Source organism: Serratia sp. FDAARGOS_506 (genome assembly GCF_003812745.1).
Taxonomy (GTDB): Bacteria; Pseudomonadota; Gammaproteobacteria; order Enterobacterales; family Enterobacteriaceae; genus Serratia.
On sequence record NZ_CP033831.1, the window covers coordinates 1,837,102 to 1,862,027 of the forward strand.

Genomic DNA, 24,926 nt, shown 5'->3' on the forward strand with positions numbered 1-24,926 from the left:
CCACTGTAGGCAGTGTTCAAATCTGCTCCCGGCAGATTTGTCACCCCAGTCACTTACTTTAAGCTCCTGGGGACTCCTGTGCTTGCCGCCTAGCTGCAACTAGAAAGCTATAGGGTATGTCACATCACTTTCTGCAAATGCGCGTTGAAGGCTTCCGCCTTCATAAAACCGGTGACCCGCTCGGCCGTCAGCTCGCGGCCCGCCGGATCGAAGAACAGGATCGTGGGTAATCCCAGGACCTGCAAATGCTTCAGCAGCGCCGCCTGTTCCGCGCCGTTGGCGGTCACATCCGCCTGCAGCAGCACCGCGTTGGCCAGGCTCGCCTGCACCGCCGCATCGCTGAAGGTGTATTTTTCGAACTCTTTACAGGCCACGCACCAGTCGGCGTACAGATCCAGCATCACCGGTTTGCCCCGCGCCTGTTGCAGCGCGAAATCGAGCTGCTCGACGTTGTTGATGCGGGTAAAAGTCAGGTGCGGCTGAGCGGCCTGCTGAGCCTGATCGGCACCGAAGGCCCAGTCCTGCAGCGGCCGCGCGGCGATCACCGCCGCCGCCAGCAGCAGAAGCTGCAGGGCGCGTGCCCAGCCGCGCGCGCTCCTCAGGCTCAGGGCGAAGGCCCAGCCGAAGAACGCCAGGCCGAGCAGGCTCCACAGGCGCAGGCCCCACAGATCGCCGATTACTCGCTCCAGCAGGAACACCGGCAGCGCCAGGATGACGAAGCCGAAGGCTTCTTTCACGTACTGCATCCACGGGCCGCTGCGCGGCAGCAGGCGGTTGCCGAACAGGGTAACGATCACCAGCGGAATGCCCATCCCCAGCGCGTACAGGTACAGGGTGCCGCCGCCGGCCCACAGGTTACCGCTCTGGGCGATGTACAGCAGGATGGCGCTGAGCGGCGCGGTGGTGCAGGGCGAGCAAATCAGCCCGGCCAGGGCACCCATCAGGAACACGCCGGTCAGCGAGCCGCCGCGCTGGGTGTTGCTCCAGTTTGCCAGCCGGGTTTGCAGCGCGGAGGGCAGCTGCAGGGAATAGAGGCCGAACATCGACAGTGCCAGCGCGATAAACAGCGCCGACAGGCCGATCAACACGTAAGGGTGCTGCAGCGCCGCCTGGAACTGCAGGCCGGCGGCGGCTACCACCAGCCCCAGCAGGGTGTAGGTGAGCGCCATGCCCTGCACGTAAACCACCGCCAGCGCCAGAATGCGGCCGCTGCTTTGCGGCCGGTCGCGGCCGAGGATGATGCCGGAGATCAGCGGGTACATCGGCAGCACGCAGGGGGTGAAGGCGATGCCGATGCCGATCAGCAGCGCCCACAGCGGCGAGAACGGCAGGCTGGCCGGCGCAGCGGGCTGTTCGGTTGGCGCTGTGGCGGCAGCCGGGAGCGGGGCGGCCGCGTCGGCGCTGACGGCATCCAGCGGGATGATCCGGGTTTCCGGCGGATAGCAGAAGCCGGCCTCGGCGCAGCCCTGATAGGTGACGCTGAGGCTGGCGTTGGCCGCCGCCTGTTGCAGCGGCACCTGCAGATTCAGCTGCTGTTTGAAAATCGCGACTTCGCCGAAGAATTCGTCCTTGTGGCTCAACCCGTTGGGCAGGGTAAACGCGCCGAGCGTCGCCTGCTGCGGCACCAGTTTGATCTGCTGGCGATACAGGTAATAGCCCGGGCGGATCTGCCAGTTCAGCGTCACCTGGCTGCCTTGCTGTTTGAAATCGAAGGCAAAGGCCCGATCGACGGGCACGAACTGGCTGCCGCCCTTCGGCGCGAACAGCGAAGCCTGCGCCGCCTGCGGCAGGAAGAACAGGCTGCAGAGCAGCAAAATCAGTTTAATGAAGCGTTGATCCATAACAGGTAATCTTTATCTCCGGCCATCACCGGCAGCACCAGCAGCTCGGGCGTCTGGTAAGGGTGATGTTGTTTCAGGGTGTCGAGCAAGGCCTGCTGACGGCGGCGATCGCTTTTGAACAGCATCTGCACTTCGTATTCCTGTTCCAGTTTCCCTTCCCAGTAATACAGCGAGGTAGCGCCGGGCAGCAGCGTGGCGCAGGCCGCCAGCTTATCGCCCAAAACGCGCGCCGCCAGTTCCTGGGCGCTGGCTTCATCGGGTGCGGTACAAAGTATGACGACAGCTTCGCAATCAGACATCTTCAGCCCTCTCATCGGTTCGAATGGGCACTATACCCTGAAGGCGGATTGGCTAGAAGGCGAGTTTATCGCCAAAAGGAAAACCGGGGCCGCAGCCCCGGTCGGAGCGTTACAGCATGATGCTGCCGAGCAGGAAGCCGAATACCACGGCGAAGATCACGCCCATGGTACCGGGAATGAAGAACGGATGGTTGAACACGAAGCGGCCGATGCGCGTGGTGCCGGTATCGTCCATCTGCACCGCGGCGACCAGCGTCGGGTAGGTCGGCAGGATGAACAGGCCGGAGACGGCGGCGAAGGAGGCGACGGCGGTCAGCGGCGATACGTTCAGCGCCAGCGCCATCGGCATCAGCGCCTTGGCGGTAGCGGCCTGCGAGTACAGCAGCGCCGAACAGAAGAAGAAGATCACCGCCAGCAGCCACGGGTGCGCCTGAATGACGCTGCCGGCCGTCTCTTTGATCCAGTCGATGTTAGCCTGCACGAAGGTATCGCCCAGCCAGGCGACGCCGAGGATACAAATACAGGCGCTCATGCCGGCCTTGAAGGTGCTGGAGTTCAGCACCATGTCGGTGTCGACGCGGCACAGCAGGGTGGTCAGCGTGGCGACGCTCAGCATGATGATCAGGATGGCGTTAGTGGTGTTCATCAGCGGCTTGGCCACCAGGCCCAGGCCCGGGCTATTGATGATGGCGTAAGCCACTACGCACAGCACGCCCAGCAGGAACAGCAGCACCGAGGCTTTGGCGCGCGGTTTGATCTCCAGAGCGTTGTTGCCGCGCAGAGTGATCAGGCCTTCTTCCAGGCGTTTCAGGTACACCGGGTCGTTAGACAGCTTGGAGTCGAACAGCCAGGTCACCAGTAGCGACATCACCAGCACGGCGCAGAAGGTGGACGGGATCACCACCATCAGCAGGTGCAGGTAGCTGACGCCGTGGCCTTCCATCACCGAAGACATGTACACCACCGCGGCGGAGATCGGCGAGGCGGTAATGGCGATCTGCGCGGACACCACGGCGGTCGACAGCGGCCGGCAAGGCTTGATGCCCTGTTCTTTCGCCACTTCGGCGATCACCGGCAGCGCCGAGAGCGAGATGTTGCCGGTGCCGGCGAAGATGGTCAGGAAGTAGGTGACGATAGGGGCGAGAATGGTGATGTGCTTGGGGTTCTTGCGCAGCAGCTTTTCGGTCTGTTGCACCAGGTAATCCATCCCCCCGGCGACCTGCATGGCGGAGATCGCCGCAATCACCGCCATGATGATGGAAATCACGTCGAAGGGAATGCTGCCCGGTTTGACGCCGATCAGCGCCAGGACCAGAACGCCCAATCCCCCCGCGAACCCGATACCGATACCGCCCAACCTGGCCCCTAAAAAGATGGCCAGCAGAACGATAACCAATTCTACGGCTAGCATAGTGTTTACTCCTTAAAATGTGAGAAATTGAAAATCAAACGTTAAAATTTTGTGGGCGCCGGAAAGTAAAAAGGCACGCTATCCAGAGGATTTAGCGTGCCTTTTAGGGCTACCGGGTAGGTCTGTTATTGTTCATTTTCATCCGTATAGCGTTTGGCTTTATAGGCCGGGTGCATCAGGTTCTCCACGGAGAAGATGTCATCCAGCTCGGCTTCGGTCAGCAGGCCGCGTTCGAGCACCACTTCGCGCACGCTCTTGCCGGTTTCGGCACAGATCTTCCCGACGATGTCACCGTTATGGTGGCCGATGAACGGGTTCAGATAGGTGACGATACCGATCGAGTTGAAGACGTAGTGTTCGCAGACTTCTTTATTCGCGGTGATGCCGTTAATGCATTTTTCCAGCAGGTTGTAGCAGGCATTGGTCAGGATGTGGATCGACTCGAACATCGCCTGGCCGATCACCGGCTCCATCACGTTCAGCTGCAGCTGGCCCGCTTCGGCCGCCATGGTAACGCAAGTGTCGTTGCCAATCACCTTGAAACACACCTGATTGACCACTTCCGGCACTACCGGGTTCACTTTGGCCGGCATGATGGACGATCCCGCCTGCAGCTCAGGCAGGTTGATTTCGTTCAGGCCGGCGCGCGGGCCGGAGGAGAGCAGGCGCAGGTCGTTGCAGATTTTGGACAGTTTCACCGCCAGGCGTTTGAGCGCGCTGTGCACCATCACGTAGGCGCCGCAGTCGGAGGTGGCCTCGATCAGGTCTTCCGCCGGCACCACCGGCAGGCCGCTGACTTCCGCCAGTTTTTGTACCGCCAGCGGCTGGTAGCCTTCCGGGGTGTTGAGCGCGGTGCCGATGGCGGTGGCGCCCAGGTTCACTTCCAGCAGCAGCTCTGCGGTGCGGTGCAGGTTGCGGGTCTCTTCGTTCAGCAGCACGCTGAAGGCGTGGAATTCCTGGCCGAGGGTCATCGGCACTGCGTCCTGCAGCTGGGTGCGGCCCATTTTCAGGATGGTTTCGAACTCTTTCGCCTTGCGGTCGAAGCCTTCGCGCAGCTGGTTGATGGCGTCGATCAGTTTCTGGTTGGAGGCGTACACCGCGATGCGGAACCCGGTCGGGTAGGCGTCGTTGGTGGACTGGCACTTATTGAGGTGATCGTTCGGGTTCAGGTACTGGTATTCGCCTTTTTGGTGGCCCATCAGCTCCAGGCCGATGTTCGCCAGCACTTCGTTGGTGTTCATGTTCAGCGAGGTGCCTGCGCCGCCCTGGAACACGTCCACCGGGAACTGATCCATGCATTTGCCTTTATCCAGCACCTCGTCGCAGGCCTGGATGATCACGTCGGCGATTTTGCGCGGGATGGTTTTGAGTTCTTTGTTGGCCATCGCCGCGGCCTTTTTCACCATCACCATGCCGCGAACGAACTCGGGGACATCGCTGATTTTGCTGTTGCTGATGTAGAAGTTTTCAATCGCACGCAGAGTGTGAACTCCGTAGTAAGCGTCTGCGGGGACTTCACGTGTTCCTAACAGGTCTTCTTCGATACGAATGTTGTTTGACATGAGAACCTTCTCTATGTGTTGCTGCCGAATTAATAATTTGTCAGGTCAAGGCTAGTAAGGGCACAGCCTAAATTAATATTGCCGAAGGCTAGGGGCGTGAAACGATTAACCAAATCGCCCGTTGCTGCCCAGATCATATGCTGGTTGGTAAGAAATGACTGAATCCAGATCACCTTATGGTGTTTAAGGATATGCCCTTTTCCGGTTCTGTGACTTCTTTCACGTTTGTGAACTTTAGCAATAAAAACCGGCTCTCGGTTGAAATGGTGGGGGGATGCCCTCATTGTAATGGTGTCGGCCGTTTCCGGCCTCTTTTTTCGCGCCGTTGCCCCGTGGCGGCCGCGCCTTACCTACCGATAGGAGAACCAGGTGCGCTGGTTACCGCTACTGCTGATATTTCTGCTGGCTTACATAGAAATATCCATCTTTATCAAAGTCGCCGCCGTGCTCGGCGTGGCTGTCACCCTGTTGCTGGTGGTGTTCAGCTCCTGCGTCGGCATTTCGCTGGTGCGCAATCAGGGCATGAAAACCTTCGTGCAGATGCAGCAAAAACTGGCGGCCGGCGAAAGCCCGGCGGCGGAAATGGTGAAAAGCGTTTCGCTGGTGCTGGCGGGCTTCCTGCTGCTGATACCGGGCTTCTTCACCGACTTCCTCGGCCTGTTGCTGCTGCTGCCGCCGGTGCAAAAATCGTTGACGCTGAAGCTGATGCCGCATCTGTCGGTTTATCGCCCAGGTGGTTGGACGGGCGGCGACGCCGCCAACGGCAACACCTTCGACGGCGAATTCCAGCGCAAGGACGACGAACGCCCGGTGCTGGAACACCGCCCTGACGAGGAGCGCAAGCCTCACGATCGTTAAGCAAACGCGGCTCAGGCCGCGTTTTTCCTGTCTGTAGCACCCCCACGACCAAAAATGCGAAATTTTTTTCGTTAGCCCCCTTGAAGGGGGCTGGAACGCCCCCATCTCAAATGCCACGAGGCCGGTAATAACAACCATCCGGTGTACAACCCTAAATCTGATAGAGACCTTCTTACAGGAGAGCGTTCAATGAGTATTCGTCCATTGCATGACCGCGTTATCGTCAAGCGCAAAGAAGTTGAATCAAAATCTGCTGGCGGCATCGTCCTGACTGGCTCTGCTGCGGGTAAATCCACTCGCGGTGAAGTGGTTGCAGTGGGTAAAGGGCGTGTGCTGGAAAACGGCAACATCCAACCGCTGGATGTGAAAGTTGGCGATATCGTGATTTTCAACGACGGCTACGGCGTGAAAGCAGAGAAGATCGACAATGAAGAAGTGTTGATCATGTCCGAAAGCGACATTCTGGCAATTGTTGAAGCGTAATTGCGCTTTATCTTCTGAACTGAACGAGTTGAAGGGAAATACCAATGGCAGCTAAAGACGTAAAATTCGGCAATGACGCTCGCGTGAAAATGCTCCGCGGCGTGAATGTTCTCGCTGATGCAGTAAAAGTGACCCTGGGCCCGAAAGGCCGCAACGTAGTGCTGGATAAATCTTTCGGCGCACCGACCATCACCAAAGACGGCGTTTCCGTTGCGCGTGAAATCGAACTGGAAGACAAGTTCGAGAACATGGGTGCACAGATGGTGAAAGAAGTGGCCTCCAAAGCGAACGACGCTGCGGGCGACGGCACCACCACTGCAACCGTACTGGCGCAATCCATCATCACCGAAGGCCTGAAAGCGGTTGCTGCAGGCATGAACCCGATGGATCTGAAGCGCGGCATCGACAAAGCGGTTGTCGCTGCGGTTGAAGAACTGAAAAAACTGTCCGTACCTTGCTCCGATTCCAAAGCTATCGCTCAGGTAGGCACCATCTCCGCCAACTCCGACGAAACCGTGGGTAAACTGATCGCGGAAGCGATGGAGAAAGTGGGCAAAGAAGGCGTTATCACCGTTGAAGAAGGCACCGGCCTGCAAGACGAGCTGGACGTGGTTGAAGGTATGCAGTTCGACCGCGGTTACCTGTCCCCATACTTCATCAACAAGCCGGAAACCGGTTCTGTTGAGCTGGAAAGCCCGTTCATCCTGCTGGCTGACAAAAAGATCTCCAACATCCGCGAAATGCTGCCGGTGCTGGAAGCCGTTGCCAAAGCAGGCAAACCGCTGCTGATCATCGCTGAAGACGTTGAAGGCGAAGCGCTGGCGACCCTGGTGGTCAACACCATGCGCGGCATCGTGAAAGTGGCTGCCGTTAAGGCGCCTGGCTTCGGTGACCGTCGTAAAGCCATGCTGCAGGACATCGCGACCCTGACCGCCGGTACCGTTATCTCTGAAGAGATCGGTCTGGAGCTGGAAAAAGCCACCCTGGAAGACCTGGGCCAGGCAAAACGCGTTGTGATCAACAAAGACACCACCATCATCATCGATGGCGTGGGCGACGAAGCGACCATCCAGGGCCGCGTTGCTCAGATCCGTCAGCAGATCGAAGAAGCGACCTCTGACTACGATCGTGAAAAACTGCAGGAGCGCGTAGCGAAACTGGCCGGCGGCGTTGCCGTTATCAAGGTTGGCGCAGCCACTGAAGTTGAAATGAAAGAGAAGAAAGCCCGCGTTGAAGACGCCCTGCACGCGACCCGCGCCGCAGTGGAAGAAGGCGTGGTTGCCGGCGGTGGCGTAGCGCTGATCCGCGTTGCAGGCAAAATCGCCGCGCTGAAAGGCGACAACGAAGACCAGAACGTGGGTATCAAAGTTGCGCTGCGCGCAATGGAAGCCCCTCTGCGTCAGATCGTGGTCAACGCCGGTGAAGAAGCTTCCGTTATCGCCAACCAGGTGAAAGCGGGCGAAGGCAGCTACGGCTACAACGCTTACTCCGAAGAATACGGCGACATGATCGCGATGGGTATCCTGGATCCAACCAAAGTCACCCGTTCTGCTCTGCAGTACGCGGCTTCCGTGGCTGGCCTGATGATCACCACCGAATGCATGGTCACCGACCTGCCGAAGGCTGACGCACCGGATCTGGGCGCAGCAGGCGGCATGGGTGGCATGGGCGGCATGGGCGGCATGATGTAATCATCCCCCACACGCTTGTGTGCTGAGAACCCCGGTCAAACGACCGGGGTTTTTTTTACCTTAAAAATCAATAAAAAGAATGTTTGTTTAGCTTGTTATTAGTTATGTGAATGAATTATTGCATTATTTTGTTTTTGCCCTAAACCGTTGTCGTTTCGTACCGATATAGCCCCTACCAGGCGGGGAATTTTCCCTCGCCGGTGTGACTGTCAACGGAGACGACTTATGCTGAAAAATATGAAAATAGCCACCTGGCTGATGTTGATGTTGATGCTGTTGCTGTTGGGCTTGATGCCCATGGGAACCGGCGCCATCGCCTTCTATTTCATGCAGCAAAACGGCAACAGCATCGGCAGGATGAGCACTTTCTCCGACGAGGAAGCCGCGCTGAACCGCAGTTGGCGTGCTTTGCTGCAAACGCAGACGCTGATCGACAATATGGCGTTTGAGCGTATGGCGCAGACGGACGCCGCCGATATCCGGCAGGGCATCATTGAGGCACGTAACGAGCTGCGCAGCGCCGACGTCGCGTTCAACCTGTTCTGGGAAACGCCGGGCCTGACGGTATCGCGCCCGGATCTGGGCGAGGCGATGAAAAAGGTCTACCTGGCGCAGCAGGCGGTGCTGAAGCAAGAACTGACGCTGTTGGCCGACACGCCGCAGGCGGCGCTGATCGAGCGGCTGCACGCGATGGCGGCAGAGAAGCGCCAGGTGCGCCAGCGGCTGGATAGCCAGTTTGCCGACTACATGCGGGCCACGGTGGCCGCCCACCGTCTGGCGGTGGAAGAGGCGGAGCAGACCCAAAAAGCCTTCGCGCGCCTGCTTAGCGGCACCTTGGCAGCGATCCTGCTGCTGCTGGTCGCCGTGCAACGTGATTTCCGCCGGCGCTTGATCCTGCCGCTGCGCCAGATCGCCGAACACTTGCAAAAGGTGGGGCGCGGCGATCTGCGCAGCGAGATCGCGGTGCGCAACAACAATGAGATTGGCATGCTGTTCGCCAGTCTGCGGACGATGCAGCAGGAACTGAGCGCCACCGTGCAGCAGGTGCGTGACGGCGTGGAGTCGATCAACCACGGTACGCACGAGATTGCCGTCGGCAACGCCGATCTTTCCAGCCGCACGGAAGAACAGGCCAGCGCGCTGACGGAAACCGCCGCCAGCATGGAGCAGATCACCGCTACGGTGCGGCAAAACGCCGATAACGCCAACCAGGCCGCCGGGATGGTCAATCAGACCGCCGGCATTGCCCGCAACGGGGAAACGCTAATGGCCAGCGCGGTCGACAAGATGCGGGCGATCAACGACAGTGCGCGCCAGGTAGGGGATATTACCAGCGTGATCGACGGCATCGCCTTCCAGACCAATATCCTGGCGTTGAACGCCGCCGTGGAGGCCGCGCGAGCCGGTGAACAGGGGCGGGGTTTTGCGGTGGTGGCCGGCGAGGTGCGCAATCTGGCGCAGCGCTGCGCGACTTCGGCCAAGGAAATCAGCAGTCTGGTCGACGGCGTGACCGGCGATATCGCCGCCGGCGTGCGCTTGGTGGAGCAGGCCGGCGAGACGATGAATGCCATCGTTGGCTCGGTGAACCAGGTGACGTCGCTGATGGATAACATCTCGTACGCGTCGGAAGAGCAAAGCAAGGGCGTTGAGCAGGTCGGGGTGGCGGTGACCCAAATGGATCAGGTGACCCAGCAGAACGCTGCGCTGGTGGAGGAGGTGGCGACCACCGCCGTCGGCGTGGAGGAGCAGGCGGCCCTGCTGGCGCAGGCGGTGGCGGTATTCCAACTGGCGGAGGGGGAATCGCGCCAGGGCGACGTGGAGGCGCAGGCATCGGCGGCCGTTGCCGGTTGGGCATAACGCCGCCGCACTGTATTTGATGATATTTTTGCCGCCCGGGGCGATTTAGCTGGTAAACTGGTAAGTCATCAGCTGTCGCTCAAGACGTTGGCCCGCTCGCGTGGCAACGGATGCTTAAGAGATGGCATCGCTTTCTGATAAGCTTTTGCGTAATTCTCAACATCGAATGGGGAACAAGATGCGGATTAAAGCCTTACTGGGTCTCTCGGCAGCGATGCTGCTGGCGGGTTGCAGCACTACTCATGAACTGACCGCTGCGGGTCAGCAGATCAAGTTCACCGACAGCAAGCCGGCGGCGGAATGCCAGCTGCTGGGGGAAGTGACCGGCACCCAGAGCAACTGGCTGTCCGGCAACGGCGGTGAAGGCAGCTCCATGCGCGGTGCGGCCAACGATCTGCGCAACAAGGCGGCGGCCATGGGCGGCAACGTGATCTACGGCGCCAACAGCCCGAGCCAGAATCTGCTCTCCAGCTTCGCACCGCTGGACAGCAAAATGGTCGGCCAGGTTTACAAGTGCCCGTAAGGCGCTGAGGCCTAACGCCGCGAAGAGATAAAAAAAGAGGAATGCCACGGCATTCCTCTTTTCGTTGGGGGATTTGGCGCGCGTCACTCCTGCATCAGGCGCAGATCGATCGGCGTTTTGCTCGGTTCGCCGCCCACCTCACGCGTCAGGCGCGGCACCAGATAACCGGACACCTTGCTCAGCAGCGCCTGCATGATGGCGCGCGCTTCATCGTCGCTGACCATGAAGTGCGCCGCGCCCTGCACCTTGTCCAGCACGTGGATGTAGTAAGGCAGGATACCGGCGTCGAACAGCGCGTTGCTGAGCGCCGCCAGCGTGTCGGCATCGTCGTTGACGTCGCGCAGCAGCACGCTCTGGTTGAGCAGCGTGACGCCGGCGAGGCGCAGCTGCGCCATGGCGCTTTGCAGATCGCGGTCAATTTCGTTGGCGTGGTTGATGTGCGTGACCATCAGCACCTGCAGGCGCGAGGCCGACAGCAAGCGGCACAGCGCCGGCGTGATGCGCGCCGGGATAACTACCGGCAAACGGGTGTGAATGCGCAGGCGTTTCAGATGCGGGATGGCCTCCAGCTCGCCGACCAGCCACGCCAGCTCGCTGTCTTTGGCCATCAGCGGATCGCCGCCGGAAAAAATGATCTCATCCAGTTCCGGGTGTTGGCGGATATAATCCAGTGCCTGCCGCCAGTTGTTCTTATTGCCCTGATTATCCTGATAGGGGAAGTGGCGGCGGAAGCAGTAACGGCAGTTGACCGCACAGCCACCCTTGACCAGCAGCAGTGCGCGATTGCGGTATTTGTGCAGCAGGCCCGGCACCACGCTGCGCTGCTCATCGAGCGGATCGGTGGTGAACCCTGGGGCGTTGATGAACTCCTCTTTGGCGGTCAGCACCTGGCGCAGCAGCGGGTCGTTGGCATCCCCGGGGCGCATGCGTGCGGCAAAGGCGCGGGGCACTCGCAGAGCGAACAGCCGGCGGGCATCGCGCCCCTGCGGCAGTTCCGGGTGCGTATTCAGTGACAAAAGCTGCAGTAATTCATCAGGATCGGTAATAACATCGGCGAGTTGATGCAACCAATCTTCTCTATGTGCCGTACTTTGGGTTATAATGTGTGCCATTTTTTTGGCTAAGCTACCAGTTCAAATATTCAGAGGGCCATCATGGCGACTTATTCTAGCAACGATTTCCGTCCGGGTCTTAAAATCATGTTCGAGGGCGAACCTTACGCCGTCGAAGCCAGTGAGTTCGTTAAGCCGGGCAAAGGCCAGGCGTTTGCACGCGTGAAAATGCGTCGTCTGCTGACCGGCACCCGCGTGGAAAAAACCTTCAAGTCTACCGATTCTTGCGAAGGCGCAGACGTGATGGATACCAACATGAACTACCTGTACAGCGACGGTGAGTTCTACCACTTTATGCACCCTGAGTCTTTCGAACAGCATCAGGTTGACGGCAAAACCGTAGGCGACGCGGCCAAATGGCTGCAGGATAATGCAGAGTGCATCATCACCCTGTGGGATGGCCGTCCAATCGCCGTTCAGCCGCCGAACTTCATCGAAGCGGAAATTACCGATACCGATCCGGGCCTGAAAGGCGATACCGCAGGGACTGGCGGCAAGCCGGCTACCCTGAGCACCGGCGCCGTGGTTAAAGTGCCGTTGTTCGTACAGATCGGCGAAGTGATCAAAGTTGACACTCGCTCTGGCGAATACGTCTCTCGCGTTAAATAAGTTTCAAAGCAGAGGAACCCCCGCGGTTCCTCTGCTTTATCCCATCCCCGTTCGTTGGCAGAAAATCCGCATGTTCAAGAAAACGTTGTTGGCCGTGCTCTCCCTGTTGTTCCTTTTCTCCCTTAGCGGTTGCAATACGTTTCGCGGTTTCGGCGAAGACGTTCAGCATCTCGGCGGCGCCATTTCGCGCACGGCCAGCTGATTCCGCCCTTTAACCCGATGTATTTGCGCCACAAAGCCGGTGGCGATTCCACTCCCTGCGCCAATTTTGACTAAGCTTAGAAAGCCGTACTTTTTCATCAACGACAAATAAGGACTTTCTTATGCTGAAGAAAAGTATTATCGCGATCTTCTCTTTGATGATTTTGACCTCGTTGACCGCCTGTAATACCACCCGCGGCGTGGGTGAGGACATTCAGGCCGGCGGCAAGGCCATTCAGCGCAGCGCGGAATAATCCGTTCTCCACCCGGCGGCGTTCCGCGTGCGGAGGGCCGCCGCATTTCCTCTTCTTGCCTGAGCGTTAACGCTGCTGCTATCCTGCCGCAGTGCGGGTGAGGTTACCCGCCGTTCATCACCCTGCTGAACGGGACGACCCGTTTACGCGTCATTTTATCGGGGACGACCCCAGTGGTAGGGAGGCCGTCTCATGGCCTGGATTATTCTGCTTATCGCCGGTTTGCTCGAAGTGGTTTGGGCTATCGGTCTGAAATACACCCACGGTTTTACCCGGCTGACGCCGAGCATCATCACCATCGCCGCGATGGTGGTCAGCATGTTGCTGTTGGCCAATGCCATGAAAACGCTGCCCGCCGGCACCGCCTATGCGGTGTGGACCGGCATCGGCGCGGTGGGGGCGGCCATCATGGGCATGGTGCTGTTGGGCGAGTCGACCAATATCGCGCGCATCATCAGCCTGTGCCTGATCGTGGTCGGCATCCTCGGGCTGAAGTTCAGCAGTCACTGATACCCGTCGTCTTTCAAGTTGTAGCGTTGTTGCCTGCACTCACTAACCCCAGTCACTTACCTAAGTAAGCTCCTGGGGATGAGTGAGCTGGGCGCCTGGCTACAGCTTGAAATCCATAGGGTATGTCTATTTGAGCGAACTGATAGACCCTTCGAAATAATAACAGGCGGCCAACGGGCGTTGGCCGCCTGAGCGGTTTACAGGGTGACGACGCCGATGACGGTGACCACGCTGAGGATCGCCGCCAGACCGTAGAACACCCATTTGCCGGCCGGTACGTGGATCTTCAGATCGTGCATCGCATGGTGGATGCGGTGCAGGCCGCACCACAGCGGCAGGATGATCATCAGCAGCAAGAACAGGCGGCCGATCAGGCTCTGGCAGAACGCCAGCACGCGCTCGTAACCCAGTGCTTCACCGGGGAACAGCCCCAGCGGCAGCAGAATGCCGACCAGCAGCACGATAGCCGGTGCGACGATCGCGCCCCACATGCCGCCGGCGCCGAACAATCCCCAGAAAACCGGCTCGTCGGAGCGTTTAGGTGCTTGATTTATCATGTTTCCTCCGGATTAGATCAGGGCCACGGCCAGGATGACCACGCTGACGACGATCGTGACGGCCCACAGCCCTTTCACGATGGGGCCCGGCCCCATTTTCTCGCTGTTGACCACGATATTGGCGGCCTTCGGCGCCAGATCGAACCAGGTTTTGGTGTGCAGCGCCGCCGCCAGCAGGGCGACGACGTTGATCAACAGCACCAGCGGGTTCTGCAAGAAGCCGACGAAGCCGGCCCAGCTCTCGGCGCCGCCCTTCAGCGCGAACACGCCGTAGAGCAGCACGATGCTGAACCAGACCGCCAGCACCGAAGTGCCTTCGCGCAGCATGTAGAAACGGTAGAAGCCGAGTTTTTGCCACCAGGTGGGCGTCATGGTGCGCACATAGGGCTTACGTTGAGTTGTCATGGCAATTTTTCTCCCTTATTGCGGCTTCAACATGGCGATCATGAAGTCTTTGGCGCTCTCCACCTTGCCCTGCTGGATAGCGGCGGCGGGATCGACGTGTTTCGGACAGACTTCGGAGCAATAGCCGACGAAGGTGCAGCTCCAGACGCCGTTTTGGCCGTTGAGCTGCGGCATGCGCTGTTTTTTGCCGTGGTCGCGGTTGTCCAGGTTGTAGCGGTGCGCCAGCGTGATCGCCGCCGGGCCGATAAACTCGGGGTTGAGGCCGAACTGCGGGCAGGCGGCGTAGCACAGGCCGCAGTTGATGCAGCCGGAGAACTGGTGGTACTTGGCCATTTGCGCCGGGGTCTGCACGTTCGGGCCGTCTTCCGGTTTGCGATCGTTGCCGATGATGTACGGTTTGATCGCCTCCAGGCTTTCGATGAAGTGGGTCATGTCGACCACCAGATCGCGCTCGATCGGGAAGTTGCCCAGCGCTTCGACCTTCATGCCGCCGACATAGTCGCGCAGGAAAGTTTTGCACGCCAGCTTCGGCACGCGGTTGACCATCATGCCGCAGGAGCCGCAGATCGCCATGCGGCAGGACCAGCGGTAGGAGAGATCCGGCGCCAGGTTGTCCTTGATGTAGCCCAGCGCGTCGAGCAGCGAGGTCTGTTCGTCGTAAGGCACGGCGTAGGTGACGAAATGCGGCTCGGCGTCGCTTTCCGGGTTATAGCGCATGACTTCGATCTTCAGGGTTTGCATCTCAGCCATTTGCCTGCTCCTTATTCTTTTTCTCCTGCGCTTCGGCTTCTGCGCCGTAGACGCGTTTGGCCGGCGGCAGCTTGGTGATTTTCACGTCGCTGTATTCGAGGCGTGGCGCACCCTGCGGGTTATGGAACGCCAGCGTATGCTTGAGGAAGTTGACGTCGTCACGCTCGGTGCACCCTTCGTCCAGGCGCTGGTGGGCGCCGCGCGACTCTTTGCGGTTAAAGGCGGAGTGCGCCATGCATTCGGCGACGTCCAGTCCGTAGCCCAGTTCGATGGTGTACAGCAGATCGGTGTTGAACACGCTGGAGTTGTCGGTGATGTTGACGCGCTTGAAGCGCTCTTTCAGCTCCGCCAGCTTATCGATGGTTTTTTGCATCAGCTCCGGCGTGCGGTAGATGCCGCAGCCTTCTTCCATCGACAGCCCCATTTCGTCGCGGATCTTCGCCCAGTTTTCGTTGCCTTCCTGCTTCATCAGGTTGCTCAGGCGGGTTTCGACGTCGCGGGTTTGCGCATCCAGCGCGCTGCCGTTGGCCGGCGCGGTTTCCAGCGCGCGGCGGGCCGCTTGCTCACCGGCGACGCGGCCGAACACCACCAGTTCCGCCAGCGAGTTGGAGCCGAGACGGTTGGCGCCGTGCAGGCCGACGGAGGAGCATTCGCCGACCGCGAATAGCCCCTTGATGCGGGTTTCGCAGTTCTGATCGGTTTCAATGCCGCCCATGGTGTAGTGCGCGGTAGGGCGCACCGGGATCGGATCTTTCACCGGATCGACGCCGACGTAGGCCTTGGCCAGTTCGCAGATGAACGGCAGCCGCTCCAGCAGCTTTTTCTCGCCCAGGTGGCGCAGATCGAGGTAGACCACGTCGCCGCGCGGGGTGGCGATGGTGCGGCCGGCGCGCCATTCGTGCCAGAAGGCCTGGGACACTTTGTCGCGCGGGCCCAGCTCCATGTATTTGTTCTTCGGCTCGCCCAGCGGGGTTTCCGGGCCCATGCCGTAATCTTGCAGGTAACGGTAGCCGTCCTTGTTAACCAGAATGCCGCCTTCGCCGCGGCAACCCTCGGTCATCAGGATGCCGGAACCGGGCAGGCCGGTCGGGTGATACTGCACGAACTCCATGTCGCGCAGCGGCACGCCGTGGTGGAACGCCATGCCCATGCCGTCGCCGGTAACGATGCCGCCGTTGGTGTTGTAGCGGTAGACGCGCCCGGCGCCGCCGGTGGCCATCACCACCGCGTTGGCGCGGATCTGCACGCGGGTGCCTTCCATCATGTTGAGCGCCACCAGGCCGCGCGCCTGGCCGTTATCCACCAGGATATCCAGCACGAAGTGCTCGTCGAAGCGTTGAATTTGCGGGTATTTCAGCGAGGTCTGGAACAGGGTGTGCAGCATGTGGAAGCCGGTCTTGTCAGCGGCGAACCAAGTGCGTTCGATCTTCATGCCGCCGAAGCGCCGCACGTTGACCGATCCGTCCGGTTTACGGCTCCACGGGCAGCCCCACTGCTCGAGCTGGGTCATTTCGCGCGGGCACTGATGCACGAAATGATCGACCACGTCCTGTTCGCACAGCCAGTCGCCGCCGGCGACGGTGTCGTGGAAGTGGTAGTCGAAGGTATCGTGAGCCTGGGTGACGGCGGCGGAGCCCCCCTCGGCGGCGACCGTGTGGCTGCGCATCGGGTAGACCTTAGAGATCAGCGCGATTTTCAGTTGGGGATTGGCTTCCGCTGCGGCTATTGCTGCACGTAAACCAGCGCCCCCGGCCCCAATAATGGCAAGATCGGCGTTAAAGGTTTGCACTGCATTCCTCCAATGTTCTTGTTAAGAACGGCAAGTTAAATATCTATGCTTAAAATTTAGCGAACTCTTCGGGTGCTAACTAATTGAACCGATTAATGTTGCTTAAAGGTTAAGGATAGATATCTCCCACCAATAATGGGGAATTAACTATACCTAAAGTTAAGTAGTCGAAATTTGATGTGATCGATTGTTTTGTCGATTAACGCTCGCTCAACAGGCTTGCCTGCCTTTTCGCGTGTTCGGCGTGCTTTACCCTTTTTAACGCGCTTTTGCCGCCTATTTATCGAAAATTGGCGTTATGGCCAGTTGTGCATCGTGAAGAATTTGTTTGGCTGCAAGGATGCGAGTAGACTGCATCCCCTGTTTGATTTCGGAGTTAATTACCATGAGCGAAACGGCAAGCTGGCAGCCTAGTGCACCCATCGCCAATTTGTTGAAACGCGCAGCGATTCTGGCTGAGATCCGGCGTTTCTTCGCCGATCGTGGCGTGCTGGAAGTTGAGACGCCCACCATGAGCCAGGCGACGGTCACCGACGTTCACCTGTTCCCGTTCGAGACGCGTTTCGTCGGGCCGGGGGCGGCAGAGGGCCTGACGCTATACATGATGACCAGCCCGGAATATCACATGAAGCGCCTGCTGGCGGCGGGCAGCGGCCCGATCTACCAAATGGGGCGCAGCTTCCGCAATGAAGAAGCCGGGCGGCATCACAACCCGGAATTCACCATGCTGGAGTGGTACCGTCCGCACTACGACATGTACCGCCTGATGAACGAAGTGGACGATCTGCTGCAACAGGTGCTGGACTGCGAGAGCGCGGAGACCCTGTCTTATCAGCAGGCCTTCCTGCGCCATCTGGACATCGATCCGCTGTCGGCGGAGAAGGCGCAGCTGCGCGAAGCGGCGGCCAAACTCGACTTGAGCAACATCGCTGATACCGAAGAAGATCGCGATACGCTGCTGCAGCTGCTGTTCACCGTGGGCGTGGAGCCGCATATCGGCCGTGAAAAGCCGGCGTTCGTTTACCACTTCCCGGCCAGCCAGGCGGCGTTGGCGGAGATCAGCACCGAGGACCACCGGGTGGCGGAGCGTTTTGAGGTGTACTTCAAGGGCATCGAGCTGGCGAACGGTTTCCGCGAGCTGACCGACGGCCGTGAACAGCAGCAGCGCTTCGAGCAGGACAACCGTAAGCGCGCGGAGCGCGGCCTGCCGCAGCAGCCGATCGACTATAACCTGCTGGCGGCGTTGCAGCACGGCATGCCGGAGTGTTCCGGCGTGGCGCTGGGCGTGGATCGCCTGGTGATGCTGGCGCTGGGCGCCGAGAGCCTGAGCGACGTGTTGGCCTTCCCGGTCGGGATCGCCTGACGTTTCAGGCGGTGAGAAAAGCAAAAGGGTCGGCATGTGCCGACCCTTTTTTTATCGCGAGAACCGCTTACAGGCCCCCGGCGTCGCGCTTGGTGTTCGGCGCCGGCGTGGACGGCGGCGTGCGCCCGTTGTTGGTCAGCCGCGACAGCGTCTCGGTACGCACCTGGAACGGCGGGTACGGCAGTGTGATGCCGTGCTCGCGATAACCCGCCAGGATCAGCTGGTGGATCTCGTGGCGCAGCGGCATACGGTGGCCCATCTCGGCGGCGTAAATACGCATCTCGAAGATCTGGATACCTTGCTGCAGATCGACCAGATAGACCTCCGGCGCCGGGTTATCCAGCACCAGCGCGCAGCGCTCGGCGGCGTTCATCAGGATCTTGGTCACTTCTTCGCTGTTGGCCTCGGCCGGCGCCGGTACGGTCAACACCACACGGGTCAGGGTATCCGACAGCGACCAGTTGACGAATTGTTCGGTGATGAACGCCTTGTTCGGCACGATGATCTCTTTGCGGTCCCAGTCCGAAATGGTGGTAGCGCGGGTGTTGATCTTGGTGACGGTGCCGGTCAGGTTGCGGATCGTCACGGTATCGCCGATGCGGATCGGTTTCTCGAACAGGATGATCAGGCCGGAGATGAAGTTGGAGAAGATCTCCTGCATGCCGAAGCCCAACCCCAGACTGAGCGCGGTAACCACCCACTGCAGTTTCGACCATTCGATGCCGATCCAGGCGAAGCTGAGCACCGCGCCGAACAGCAGCAGCAGGTACTTGGTGATGGTGGTGATGGCGTAGCCGGTGCCCGGGGACAGATCCAGGTGTTGCAGTACCGCCAGCTCCAGCAGGGCCGGCAGGTTGCGCACCAGCTGCATGGTGATGATCAACACCAAAATGGCGATCAGGACCGCGCCGAGGGTGATCGGATGGGCGGTCTCCACGCCGTTGACCGTCGAGGTTACGTCCCAGAGAGAGATGTTTTCCAGGAAGGCGAACGCGGAGTGGATCTCCGACCACAGCACGATCACCGACACCAGCGCGATCAACGTCAGGATCGACCGCACCAGCCGCAGCGACTGGGCGCTGATGGTGTCCAGATCGAAGTCTGAGTCGTCCGGATCGATGGATCCTTCTGTGCTGTTCGGGGTATGCGAGGTTTCGTCTTCGCCGCGAGCGCGCTGGGCCAGAATGTCGGCGCGGCGTTGTTTGGCGCGATCGAAGGCGATGCGCCGCCGTTGGATCAGCATCCAGCGGCGGATGATGTGGTAGATGACCAGCAACAGGAACCAGATCGCCACCGAGGTTTCCAGGCGGGCCAACAGCGCCTGCGCGGTGGTGAGGTAACCGACGGTCGACGCCAGCGCCGCCAGCAGCGGCGCCGACAGCAGCAGCCCCCAGAAGGCGCTGTTGAGCATGTTGTCGCCGGAGCCGTTTTTATCCAGATACAACGGGATGCCGGCGCGCTTCAGGCTGTGGGTGACCAGTGCCAGCGCCAGACACAGCAGGATGAAGCACAGCCGCCCCAGCGTGTTGGCGAACTCGCGCTCTTTCAGGCTATCGAAGGTGATCAGCGCCATAATCAGCGGCACGATCAGCCAGATCGACATCTTGTAGTAACGCATGGCGCGCGAAACCTGCTTCGCCGGCCAGCGGAAGTGCACGATGAACAGCCCCTGTGGGTGGGCGAAGGCGGCGCAGATCATGCAGATCCACAGGATCGGCAGGGTGGCGGTCACCCCTTTGCCGATCGCCTCCGCTACCGGGTAGTTCCAGGCGCTCTGCAGGCCGTAGCCGAGCGCGGCCCACAGCACCGGCAGCGGCATCGCCACCAGAATCGACCAGAATACGGTGCGCACCGTCAGGAAGAATTCGTCCTGCGTCACCTTGCCGACGCGGCTGCTGGCGCGCTCGAGGAAGGCATGATAGTGCTTGCGCGAACTGATGCTGAAAATCACCAGCAGCAGGGCGCCGAAGATCGGGATCAGCGTTTCGCGGCTGGTCACCATCATCATGAAGGCGCCGCCGAGCTGCGACAGCGTGTCCAACGACAGGACGCGCGTCAGATCGTGCGCCACGTTGAGCGGATAAGAGAAGTTGATCGGATTGACGTCCGGCACCCAGAACAGATAGCGGTGGGTGGCGTCGCGAATTTCGTTCAACGCTTCGATCAGTTGGGTGTTGGCCACCTTCAGCTTGGTCAGCTCGAGGATCTGGGTGTCGCAACCGGACAACAGCGAATTCAGCAGCTCGCGCTGGGTGCGCAGCTGGGCATCGACGATGCGCTGTTCCTGGTTGGTCAGCGCGCTGCCGTCGTCGCGTTTGAATTCGCGCTGCGACAGTTTTTCCAGCTGATTTTCAAACTGCAGGCGCTGCACGCGCAGCTGGGCCATGTCGCCGTCCAGCTGTTGCGGCTTAGGCATCTCCGGCAGCGTCGCCACCTGGGCGCGCAGGGTTTCCCCCAGCGCTGACGATGAGCCGAGCCACTGGGCCTGTTCGATGATGGTGCTCAGTGCCTGGCGCACCTGCAGCGTCTGTGCCGCCGCCTGCCGCTGCTGCGACGAAATCAGATCCATGCGCTGCGCCTGGCTGTTCAGCGCGGCGGACAGTTCGCGGTTGATCTGCAGCTGTTGGCTGATGCTTTTTGGCAAGTCGCCGTTCTGCTCGGCCAACTGCTCGGTTTTTTCCAGCGCCAGTTCCGCTTCGCGTTGGCGCTGGGCGTTGAGGTTGTTGCGCAGCGCCTGTAGCTGAACGTCTATTTTCTCGTGGCGCTTTTTATAGACCTCGGCGCGCATGCGCGCCAGCTCCTGACGGTTGTTGGCCGACAGCTGCGCCAGCTCCAGCTCGTCCACTTTGGCTTTGCGCGCCGCGGCTTCGGTCTGCAGCAGGGCCAGGGCGGCCTGCGCGTACGGGGTGGTCGGGTTGGCGGGCTGCGCCTGCAGACGGCGCTGCACTTCGGTCAGCGCTCGGCGGGCATCGGTCTGCTGTTGCGGCAGCTGGCCGAGCGAATCGCTGATTTCCCGCGTGCGATCCTGCTCTTGCTGCAGCAGGCGCGCCTGTTCCAGCAGCAGGCTGCTGGTTTGCAGGATCTGCTGTTCCAGCTCGGCGGCCGGCAGATCGTCGCCGTTCGGCAGGATCTTGTTGCTTTCCAGCACCAGCTGACGGCGCAGTTCCTGCGTCATCTTCGGGAAATCGTCGATCACCTTCTGATACTGTTCGGAGCGCGTCTGCGACTCTTTACGCTCCGTCAGCCAGTTGAGGGCGCTTTGCAGCGCCTCGGTGGTCTCCGCCTGATTCGGCGCGTTTTTGCTGCTTTCCGCCTGCTTCAGCTCCTGTTTGAGCTGGTTCTCGGTCGGCACGGGGGCGGCCAGCGCCGGTTGCCACAGCAGGCAACCGAGCAAAAGCGTGATGATCAGGCGCACGGCGTCGATTCCTTTAGAGCGGGGTCTGTGGTGTTTCAGCGGCGGCCGGGATTTCGGCGAAGGCCTCACCCATGCGGGTGACGGAGCCGTTATGCAACTGCGGCGCGAACTGCACGCTGCCTGCGGTAAACAGGTTAATCACCGTGGAGCCGAGCTTGAAACGGCCCATCTCGGCGCCTTTTTCCAGCGCGATGGCGCCTTCTTCACCGGCGGCCGGGTAGGTCCAGCGTTTGATGATGCCTTCGCGCGGCGGCGTGACGGTGCCGGCCCAGACAGTTTCGATGCTGCCGACGATAGTGGCGCCGACCAGGATTTGCACCATCGGCCCGATATCGGTGTCGAACACGCAGATCACGCGCTCGTTGCGCGCGAACAGGTTAGGCACGTTGGCTGCGGTGAGTGGGTTGACAGAGAACAGATCGCCCGGCACATAGATCATTTCACGCAGCACACCGGCGCACGGCATGTGCACGCGGTGGTAGTCGCGCGGCGCCAGATAGGTGGTGGCGAACAGCCCGTTGCGGAACGGTTCGGCCAGCAGATAGTTGCCGGCCAGCAGCGCTTCCAGGCTGTAGTGGTGGCCTTTGGCCTGGAAGATTTGATCGTCGCGGATCGGGCCGAGTTGGCTGATGGCGCCATCGGCAGGCAGCGCCAGCCAGTTGGCGTCGGCAATAATTGGGCGCGCGCCGTCGCGCAGCGGGCGCACGAAGAAATCGTTGAAGGTGGCGTAAGATGCCAGGTCCGGATTTTGCGCTTCCTGCATGTCCACGCGGTAGAAGCGGGCGAAGGTCTTGACCACCAGTTGGGTCAGCCAGCCGGCCTGTTTGTCGGCGCCCCAGCCCGCCAGGCGGGTCAGCGCCAGCTTCGGCAACCAATATTGCAATTTAATCTTGATGCTATCCAGCACGTTAACCTCGTGAATCAGGGTAAAGGGCGCGCATTGTAACGAGGGCTCCGCCGTCGTCAATGCCCGCCCGTCAGTGTCAGTCTGCGGCGTCCGTGAAGTTCTTGCGAACCTTCACCTGCGCCATGCTTTCCAGAATGCGGTGATAGTTGTCGAAACGCTCTTCCGCGATATCGCCTTTCTCCATCGCCGCGCGGATGGCGCAGCCGGGATCGGTATCGTGGCGGCAGTCGCGGAATTTGCAACCGCCTAAATAATCACGGAATTCGACAAATCCGCGGGTGATTTGTTCCGGCTCCAGATGCCACAGGCCAAACTCGCGCACCCCTGGGGAGTCGATCACGTCGCCGCCGTGCTGGAAATGGTACAACCGCGCGGCGGTGGTGGTATGTTGCCCGAGGCCCGAGACGTCGGAAACCTGATTTACCAGAATTTGCTCATCAGACGGCGGCAGCAGCGCATTCAGCAGGCTGGACTTGCCGACCCCCGACTGGCCGGCGAAGATGCTGATGCGCCCGGCCAGCGCCTGTTCGAATTCCGCCATGCCTTCCCGCGTCTGGCTGGAGACTTCCAGCACCCGATAGCCAATCTTGCGATAGATATCCATCATACCGTCGACCAGCTTGCGCGCTTCGGCGTCCAGCAGGTCAATTTTGTTGAGCACAATCAGCGGCTCGACTTCGAGCGTTTCGCAGGCCACCAGATAACGGTCGATGATGTTCAGCGACAGCTCGGGCAGGATCGCCGACACGATGACGATCTGATTGATATTGGCGGCGATCGGCTTCACGCCGTCGTAGAAGTCCGGGCGCGTCAGCACCGAGGTGCGCTCGTGCACCGCTTCCACGATGCCTTTTACCCCTTCATGGGTGCCCAGGCCGGGTCGCCACACCACGCGATCGCCGGTGACCAGCGAACGCAGCGTGCGGCGGATATTGCAGCGGTGCTGAGTGCCATCCGGCGCCTCAACGTCGGCGTGCATGCCGAAACGGCTGATGACGACGCCTTCCTGCGGCTCGCCCAGCTGGGAATCATCCGGTTCCGGTTTGTTATCAGCGCGCTTCAGACGGCGCTGATGGTTCGCCTGCACGCGGCGTTGCTGACCTTTGGACAGTTTGTTCTTACTCACTGCGCCTCACTTGAATCGGTTTTATACCTTTACGTATACGCACAGCTGCGGTGAGGGACTTGCCCCGGGCGCAGCCTTGAACCCGTCAGGGTATATGTCGCCCATGGCGACCAAAAAGACTATGATACACGCTATTTTATATTAAATAACCGTTGTTAGCCGCCGGCTGCGGCGCGTCGCCACCGGCGGCGCCCGCCGTCTCGCCCGCACAGCGTTTTTCTCTCGGCTTTTAGGCAGGAAACATCATGACAGGAAACGAAAATAACCTGATTTGGATCGATTTGGAGATGACCGGGCTGGATCCCGAGCGTGACCGTATTATCGAGATCGCCACGCTGGTCACCGACGCCAACCTGAATATCCTGGCGGAAGGGCCGGTAATCGCCGTGCACCAGTCCGATGAGCAGCTGGCCTTGATGGACGAGTGGAATGTGCGCACCCATACCGGCAGCGGGCTGGTGGAGCGGGTGAAGGCCAGCCGTCAGGACGATCGCGCCGCCGAGCTGGAAACGTTAGCCTTCCTGCAGCAGTGGGTACCTGCCGGCAAATCGCCGATCTGCGGCAACAGCGTGGGGCAGGACCGGCGTTTCCTGTTCCGCTATATGCCGGAGCTGGAGGCCTACTTCCATTACCGTTATCTGGACGTCAGCACGCTTAAAGAGTTAGCGCGCCGTTGGAAGCCGGAAATTCTCGGCGGCTTTAAGAAGCAGGGTACCCATCAGGCGCTGGACGACATTCGCGAATCGGTGGCCGAATTGGCTTATTACCGCGAACATTTCATTCAGCTTTAAGGTGATGACGGCCCCTGCGGGGAAAAAACGCCGTTTTTAGTCGCTTAATTCGCCAATCTGGCGCTTTAATCGGCAATCAAACAAAAATCGCGTTTTTTTGCTTTCAGGGGCTTGCGACAAAAAGGATTTCTCGTATAATGCGCACCCCGTACCGATGAAGAATTTCGTAACGTTCCACCATCGATACGCCGGGCGGGAATAGCTCAGTTGGTAGAGCACGACCTTGCCAAGGTCGGGGTCGCGAGTTCGAGTCTCGTTTCCCGCTCCAAATTCAACAATGTCGCAATGCGGCATGATGAATAAATAAAGCAGTATCAAGCAGTACCTATGCGACGCGGGAATAGCTCAGTTGGTAGAGCGCAACCTTGCCAAGGTTGAGGTCGCGAGTTCGAGCCTCGTTTCCCGCTCCAAAAATTCAAAGGTCACGCCAATGTTTGGTGGCCGGATGCCGAAAGCATCTCAATGCGGGAATAGCTCAGTTGGTAGAGCACGACCTTGCCAAGGTCGGGGTCGCGAGTTCGAGTCTCGTTTCCCGCTCCAATTTTCTCTTCGTTTCAAACTCAAATCCAACGCCTTATCCGGCGGGGATTTATGTCTCGTTTTACACGCCTG

23 protein-coding genes and 3 tRNA genes are annotated in these 24,926 nt (G+C 60.0%); 14 read left to right on the top strand and 12 right to left on the bottom strand.

All coding sequences use genetic code 11. From position 1 onward, the window contains the following. Window positions 1-119: 119 nt before the first annotated feature. The 4 genes from EGY12_RS08870 to aspA form a co-directional block, all read right to left on the bottom strand. On the bottom strand, window positions 120-1,841 hold the full coding sequence (locus EGY12_RS08870) for a protein-disulfide reductase DsbD (RefSeq protein WP_123893181.1): 1,722 nt from the start codon (window positions 1,839-1,841) through the stop codon (window positions 120-122). Continuing rightward, a complete protein-coding gene (cutA, locus tag EGY12_RS08875; RefSeq protein ID WP_004929657.1) occupies window positions 1,817-2,140 on the bottom strand; it encodes a divalent cation tolerance protein CutA in 324 nt (107 codons plus the stop codon). The genes EGY12_RS08870 and cutA overlap by 25 nt, the downstream gene beginning before the upstream one ends. Before the next feature lie 109 nt (window positions 2,141-2,249). Next, window positions 2,250-3,551: an anaerobic C4-dicarboxylate transporter gene (locus tag EGY12_RS08880; protein ID WP_041037552.1), complete on the bottom strand. Its 1,302-nt coding sequence runs from the start codon at window positions 3,549-3,551 to the stop codon at window positions 2,250-2,252. 125 nt (window positions 3,552-3,676) lie between these two features. Then, window positions 3,677-5,113, bottom strand: a complete 1,437-nt coding sequence (gene aspA / locus EGY12_RS08885) for an aspartate ammonia-lyase (protein WP_004929659.1) — start codon at window positions 5,111-5,113, stop codon at window positions 3,677-3,679. 369 nt (window positions 5,114-5,482) lie between these two features. Here aspA and EGY12_RS08890 point away from each other — a divergent pair, with 369 nt between their 5' ends. From EGY12_RS08890 to EGY12_RS08910, 5 genes are all read left to right on the top strand, one after another. Further along, window positions 5,483-5,971, top strand: a complete 489-nt coding sequence (locus EGY12_RS08890) for an FxsA family protein (RefSeq protein ID WP_019453406.1) — start codon at window positions 5,483-5,485, stop codon at window positions 5,969-5,971. Between the two features lie 189 nt (window positions 5,972-6,160). After that, a complete protein-coding gene (locus tag EGY12_RS08895) occupies window positions 6,161-6,454 on the top strand; it encodes a co-chaperone GroES (protein ID WP_004929661.1) in 294 nt (97 codons plus the stop codon). A 44-nt stretch (window positions 6,455-6,498) separates the two neighbouring features. Next, a complete protein-coding gene (groL, locus tag EGY12_RS08900) occupies window positions 6,499-8,145 on the top strand; it encodes a chaperonin GroEL (RefSeq protein WP_004929662.1) in 1,647 nt (548 codons plus the stop codon). Between the two features lie 225 nt (window positions 8,146-8,370). After that, window positions 8,371-10,002, top strand: a complete 1,632-nt coding sequence (locus EGY12_RS08905) for a methyl-accepting chemotaxis protein (protein WP_123893182.1) — start codon at window positions 8,371-8,373, stop codon at window positions 10,000-10,002. 178 nt (window positions 10,003-10,180) lie between these two features. Continuing rightward, window positions 10,181-10,525: a DUF4156 domain-containing protein gene (locus tag EGY12_RS08910; protein ID WP_025305007.1), complete on the top strand. Its 345-nt coding sequence runs from the start codon at window positions 10,181-10,183 to the stop codon at window positions 10,523-10,525. 83 nt (window positions 10,526-10,608) lie between these two features. On the opposite strand, the gene epmB is transcribed toward EGY12_RS08910, so the two are convergent. Beyond that, window positions 10,609-11,637 carry an EF-P beta-lysylation protein EpmB gene (gene epmB / locus EGY12_RS08915; protein WP_123893183.1) on the bottom strand — a complete coding sequence of 343 codons (1,029 nt, stop codon included), beginning with the start codon at window positions 11,635-11,637 and terminating at the stop codon, window positions 10,609-10,611. 42 nt (window positions 11,638-11,679) lie between these two features. Between epmB and efp the strand changes: the two genes are divergently transcribed. The 4 genes from efp to sugE all read left to right on the top strand — a co-directional run bounded on the left by efp (window position 11,680) and on the right by sugE (window position 13,211). Further along, window positions 11,680-12,246: an elongation factor P gene (gene efp, locus EGY12_RS08920; protein WP_004929666.1), complete on the top strand. Its 567-nt coding sequence runs from the start codon at window positions 11,680-11,682 to the stop codon at window positions 12,244-12,246. A gap of 70 nt (window positions 12,247-12,316) precedes the next feature. Next, window positions 12,317-12,448, top strand: coding sequence for an entericidin A/B family lipoprotein (locus EGY12_RS08925; RefSeq protein WP_019453400.1), 132 nt, complete (start codon window positions 12,317-12,319; stop codon window positions 12,446-12,448). Between the two features lie 121 nt (window positions 12,449-12,569). Continuing rightward, the gene (locus EGY12_RS08930) at window positions 12,570-12,701 is read left to right on the top strand and encodes an entericidin A/B family lipoprotein (RefSeq protein ID WP_033636766.1); all 132 of its coding nucleotides are present in this window, start codon (window positions 12,570-12,572) and stop codon (window positions 12,699-12,701) included. A 192-nt stretch (window positions 12,702-12,893) separates the two neighbouring features. Then, window positions 12,894-13,211: a quaternary ammonium compound efflux SMR transporter SugE gene (gene sugE, locus EGY12_RS08935; RefSeq protein WP_004929669.1), complete on the top strand. Its 318-nt coding sequence runs from the start codon at window positions 12,894-12,896 to the stop codon at window positions 13,209-13,211. Between the two features lie 197 nt (window positions 13,212-13,408). On the opposite strand, the gene frdD is transcribed toward sugE, so the two are convergent. The 4 genes from frdD to frdA are packed head-to-tail and all read right to left on the bottom strand — an operon-like array spanning window position 13,409 to window position 16,712. Then, a complete protein-coding gene (gene frdD, locus EGY12_RS08940; RefSeq protein ID WP_004929672.1) occupies window positions 13,409-13,768 on the bottom strand; it encodes a fumarate reductase subunit FrdD in 360 nt (119 codons plus the stop codon). 12 nt (window positions 13,769-13,780) lie between these two features. Then, window positions 13,781-14,173, bottom strand: coding sequence for a fumarate reductase subunit FrdC (gene frdC, locus EGY12_RS08945; RefSeq protein WP_004929673.1), 393 nt, complete (start codon window positions 14,171-14,173; stop codon window positions 13,781-13,783). A 15-nt stretch (window positions 14,174-14,188) separates the two neighbouring features. After that, a complete protein-coding gene (locus EGY12_RS08950) occupies window positions 14,189-14,923 on the bottom strand; it encodes a succinate dehydrogenase/fumarate reductase iron-sulfur subunit (RefSeq protein ID WP_033648713.1) in 735 nt (244 codons plus the stop codon). After that, a complete protein-coding gene (gene frdA, locus EGY12_RS08955) occupies window positions 14,916-16,712 on the bottom strand; it encodes a fumarate reductase (quinol) flavoprotein subunit (RefSeq protein ID WP_123893184.1) in 1,797 nt (598 codons plus the stop codon). The genes EGY12_RS08950 and frdA overlap by 8 nt, the downstream gene beginning before the upstream one ends. A 385-nt stretch (window positions 16,713-17,097) precedes the next feature. On the opposite strand from frdA, the gene epmA reads away from it, so the two are divergent. After that, on the top strand, window positions 17,098-18,075 hold the full coding sequence (gene epmA, locus EGY12_RS08960) for an elongation factor P--(R)-beta-lysine ligase (RefSeq protein WP_004929681.1): 978 nt from the start codon (window positions 17,098-17,100) through the stop codon (window positions 18,073-18,075). A gap of 67 nt (window positions 18,076-18,142) precedes the next feature. Here the strand turns inward: epmA and mscM are convergent, their stop codons facing one another. The 3 genes from mscM to rsgA all read right to left on the bottom strand — a co-directional run bounded on the left by mscM (window position 18,143) and on the right by rsgA (window position 23,523). Continuing rightward, window positions 18,143-21,490 (bottom strand): miniconductance mechanosensitive channel MscM, encoded by a 3,348-nt coding sequence (gene mscM / locus EGY12_RS08965; protein WP_123893185.1) that lies wholly within the window; start codon window positions 21,488-21,490, stop codon window positions 18,143-18,145. A gap of 13 nt (window positions 21,491-21,503) precedes the next feature. Further along, entirely contained in the window at window positions 21,504-22,397 is an 894-nt protein-coding gene (gene asd, locus EGY12_RS08970) for an archaetidylserine decarboxylase (RefSeq protein WP_123893186.1), read from the bottom strand. A gap of 76 nt (window positions 22,398-22,473) precedes the next feature. Continuing rightward, window positions 22,474-23,523: a small ribosomal subunit biogenesis GTPase RsgA gene (gene rsgA, locus EGY12_RS08975; RefSeq protein ID WP_123893187.1), complete on the bottom strand. Its 1,050-nt coding sequence runs from the start codon at window positions 23,521-23,523 to the stop codon at window positions 22,474-22,476. A gap of 245 nt (window positions 23,524-23,768) precedes the next feature. On the opposite strand from rsgA, the gene orn reads away from it, so the two are divergent. From orn to EGY12_RS08995, 4 genes are all read left to right on the top strand, one after another. Next, on the top strand, window positions 23,769-24,314 hold the full coding sequence (gene orn / locus EGY12_RS08980) for an oligoribonuclease (RefSeq protein ID WP_123893188.1): 546 nt from the start codon (window positions 23,769-23,771) through the stop codon (window positions 24,312-24,314). Between the two features lie 192 nt (window positions 24,315-24,506). Continuing rightward, window positions 24,507-24,582: transfer RNA gene (locus EGY12_RS08985), tRNA-Gly, on the top strand. Between the two features lie 66 nt (window positions 24,583-24,648). Continuing rightward, window positions 24,649-24,724 (top strand) — tRNA-Gly (locus tag EGY12_RS08990). 54 nt (window positions 24,725-24,778) lie between these two features. Further along, window positions 24,779-24,854: transfer RNA gene (locus EGY12_RS08995), tRNA-Gly, on the top strand. The last annotated feature ends 72 nt before the right edge of the window (window positions 24,855-24,926 follow it).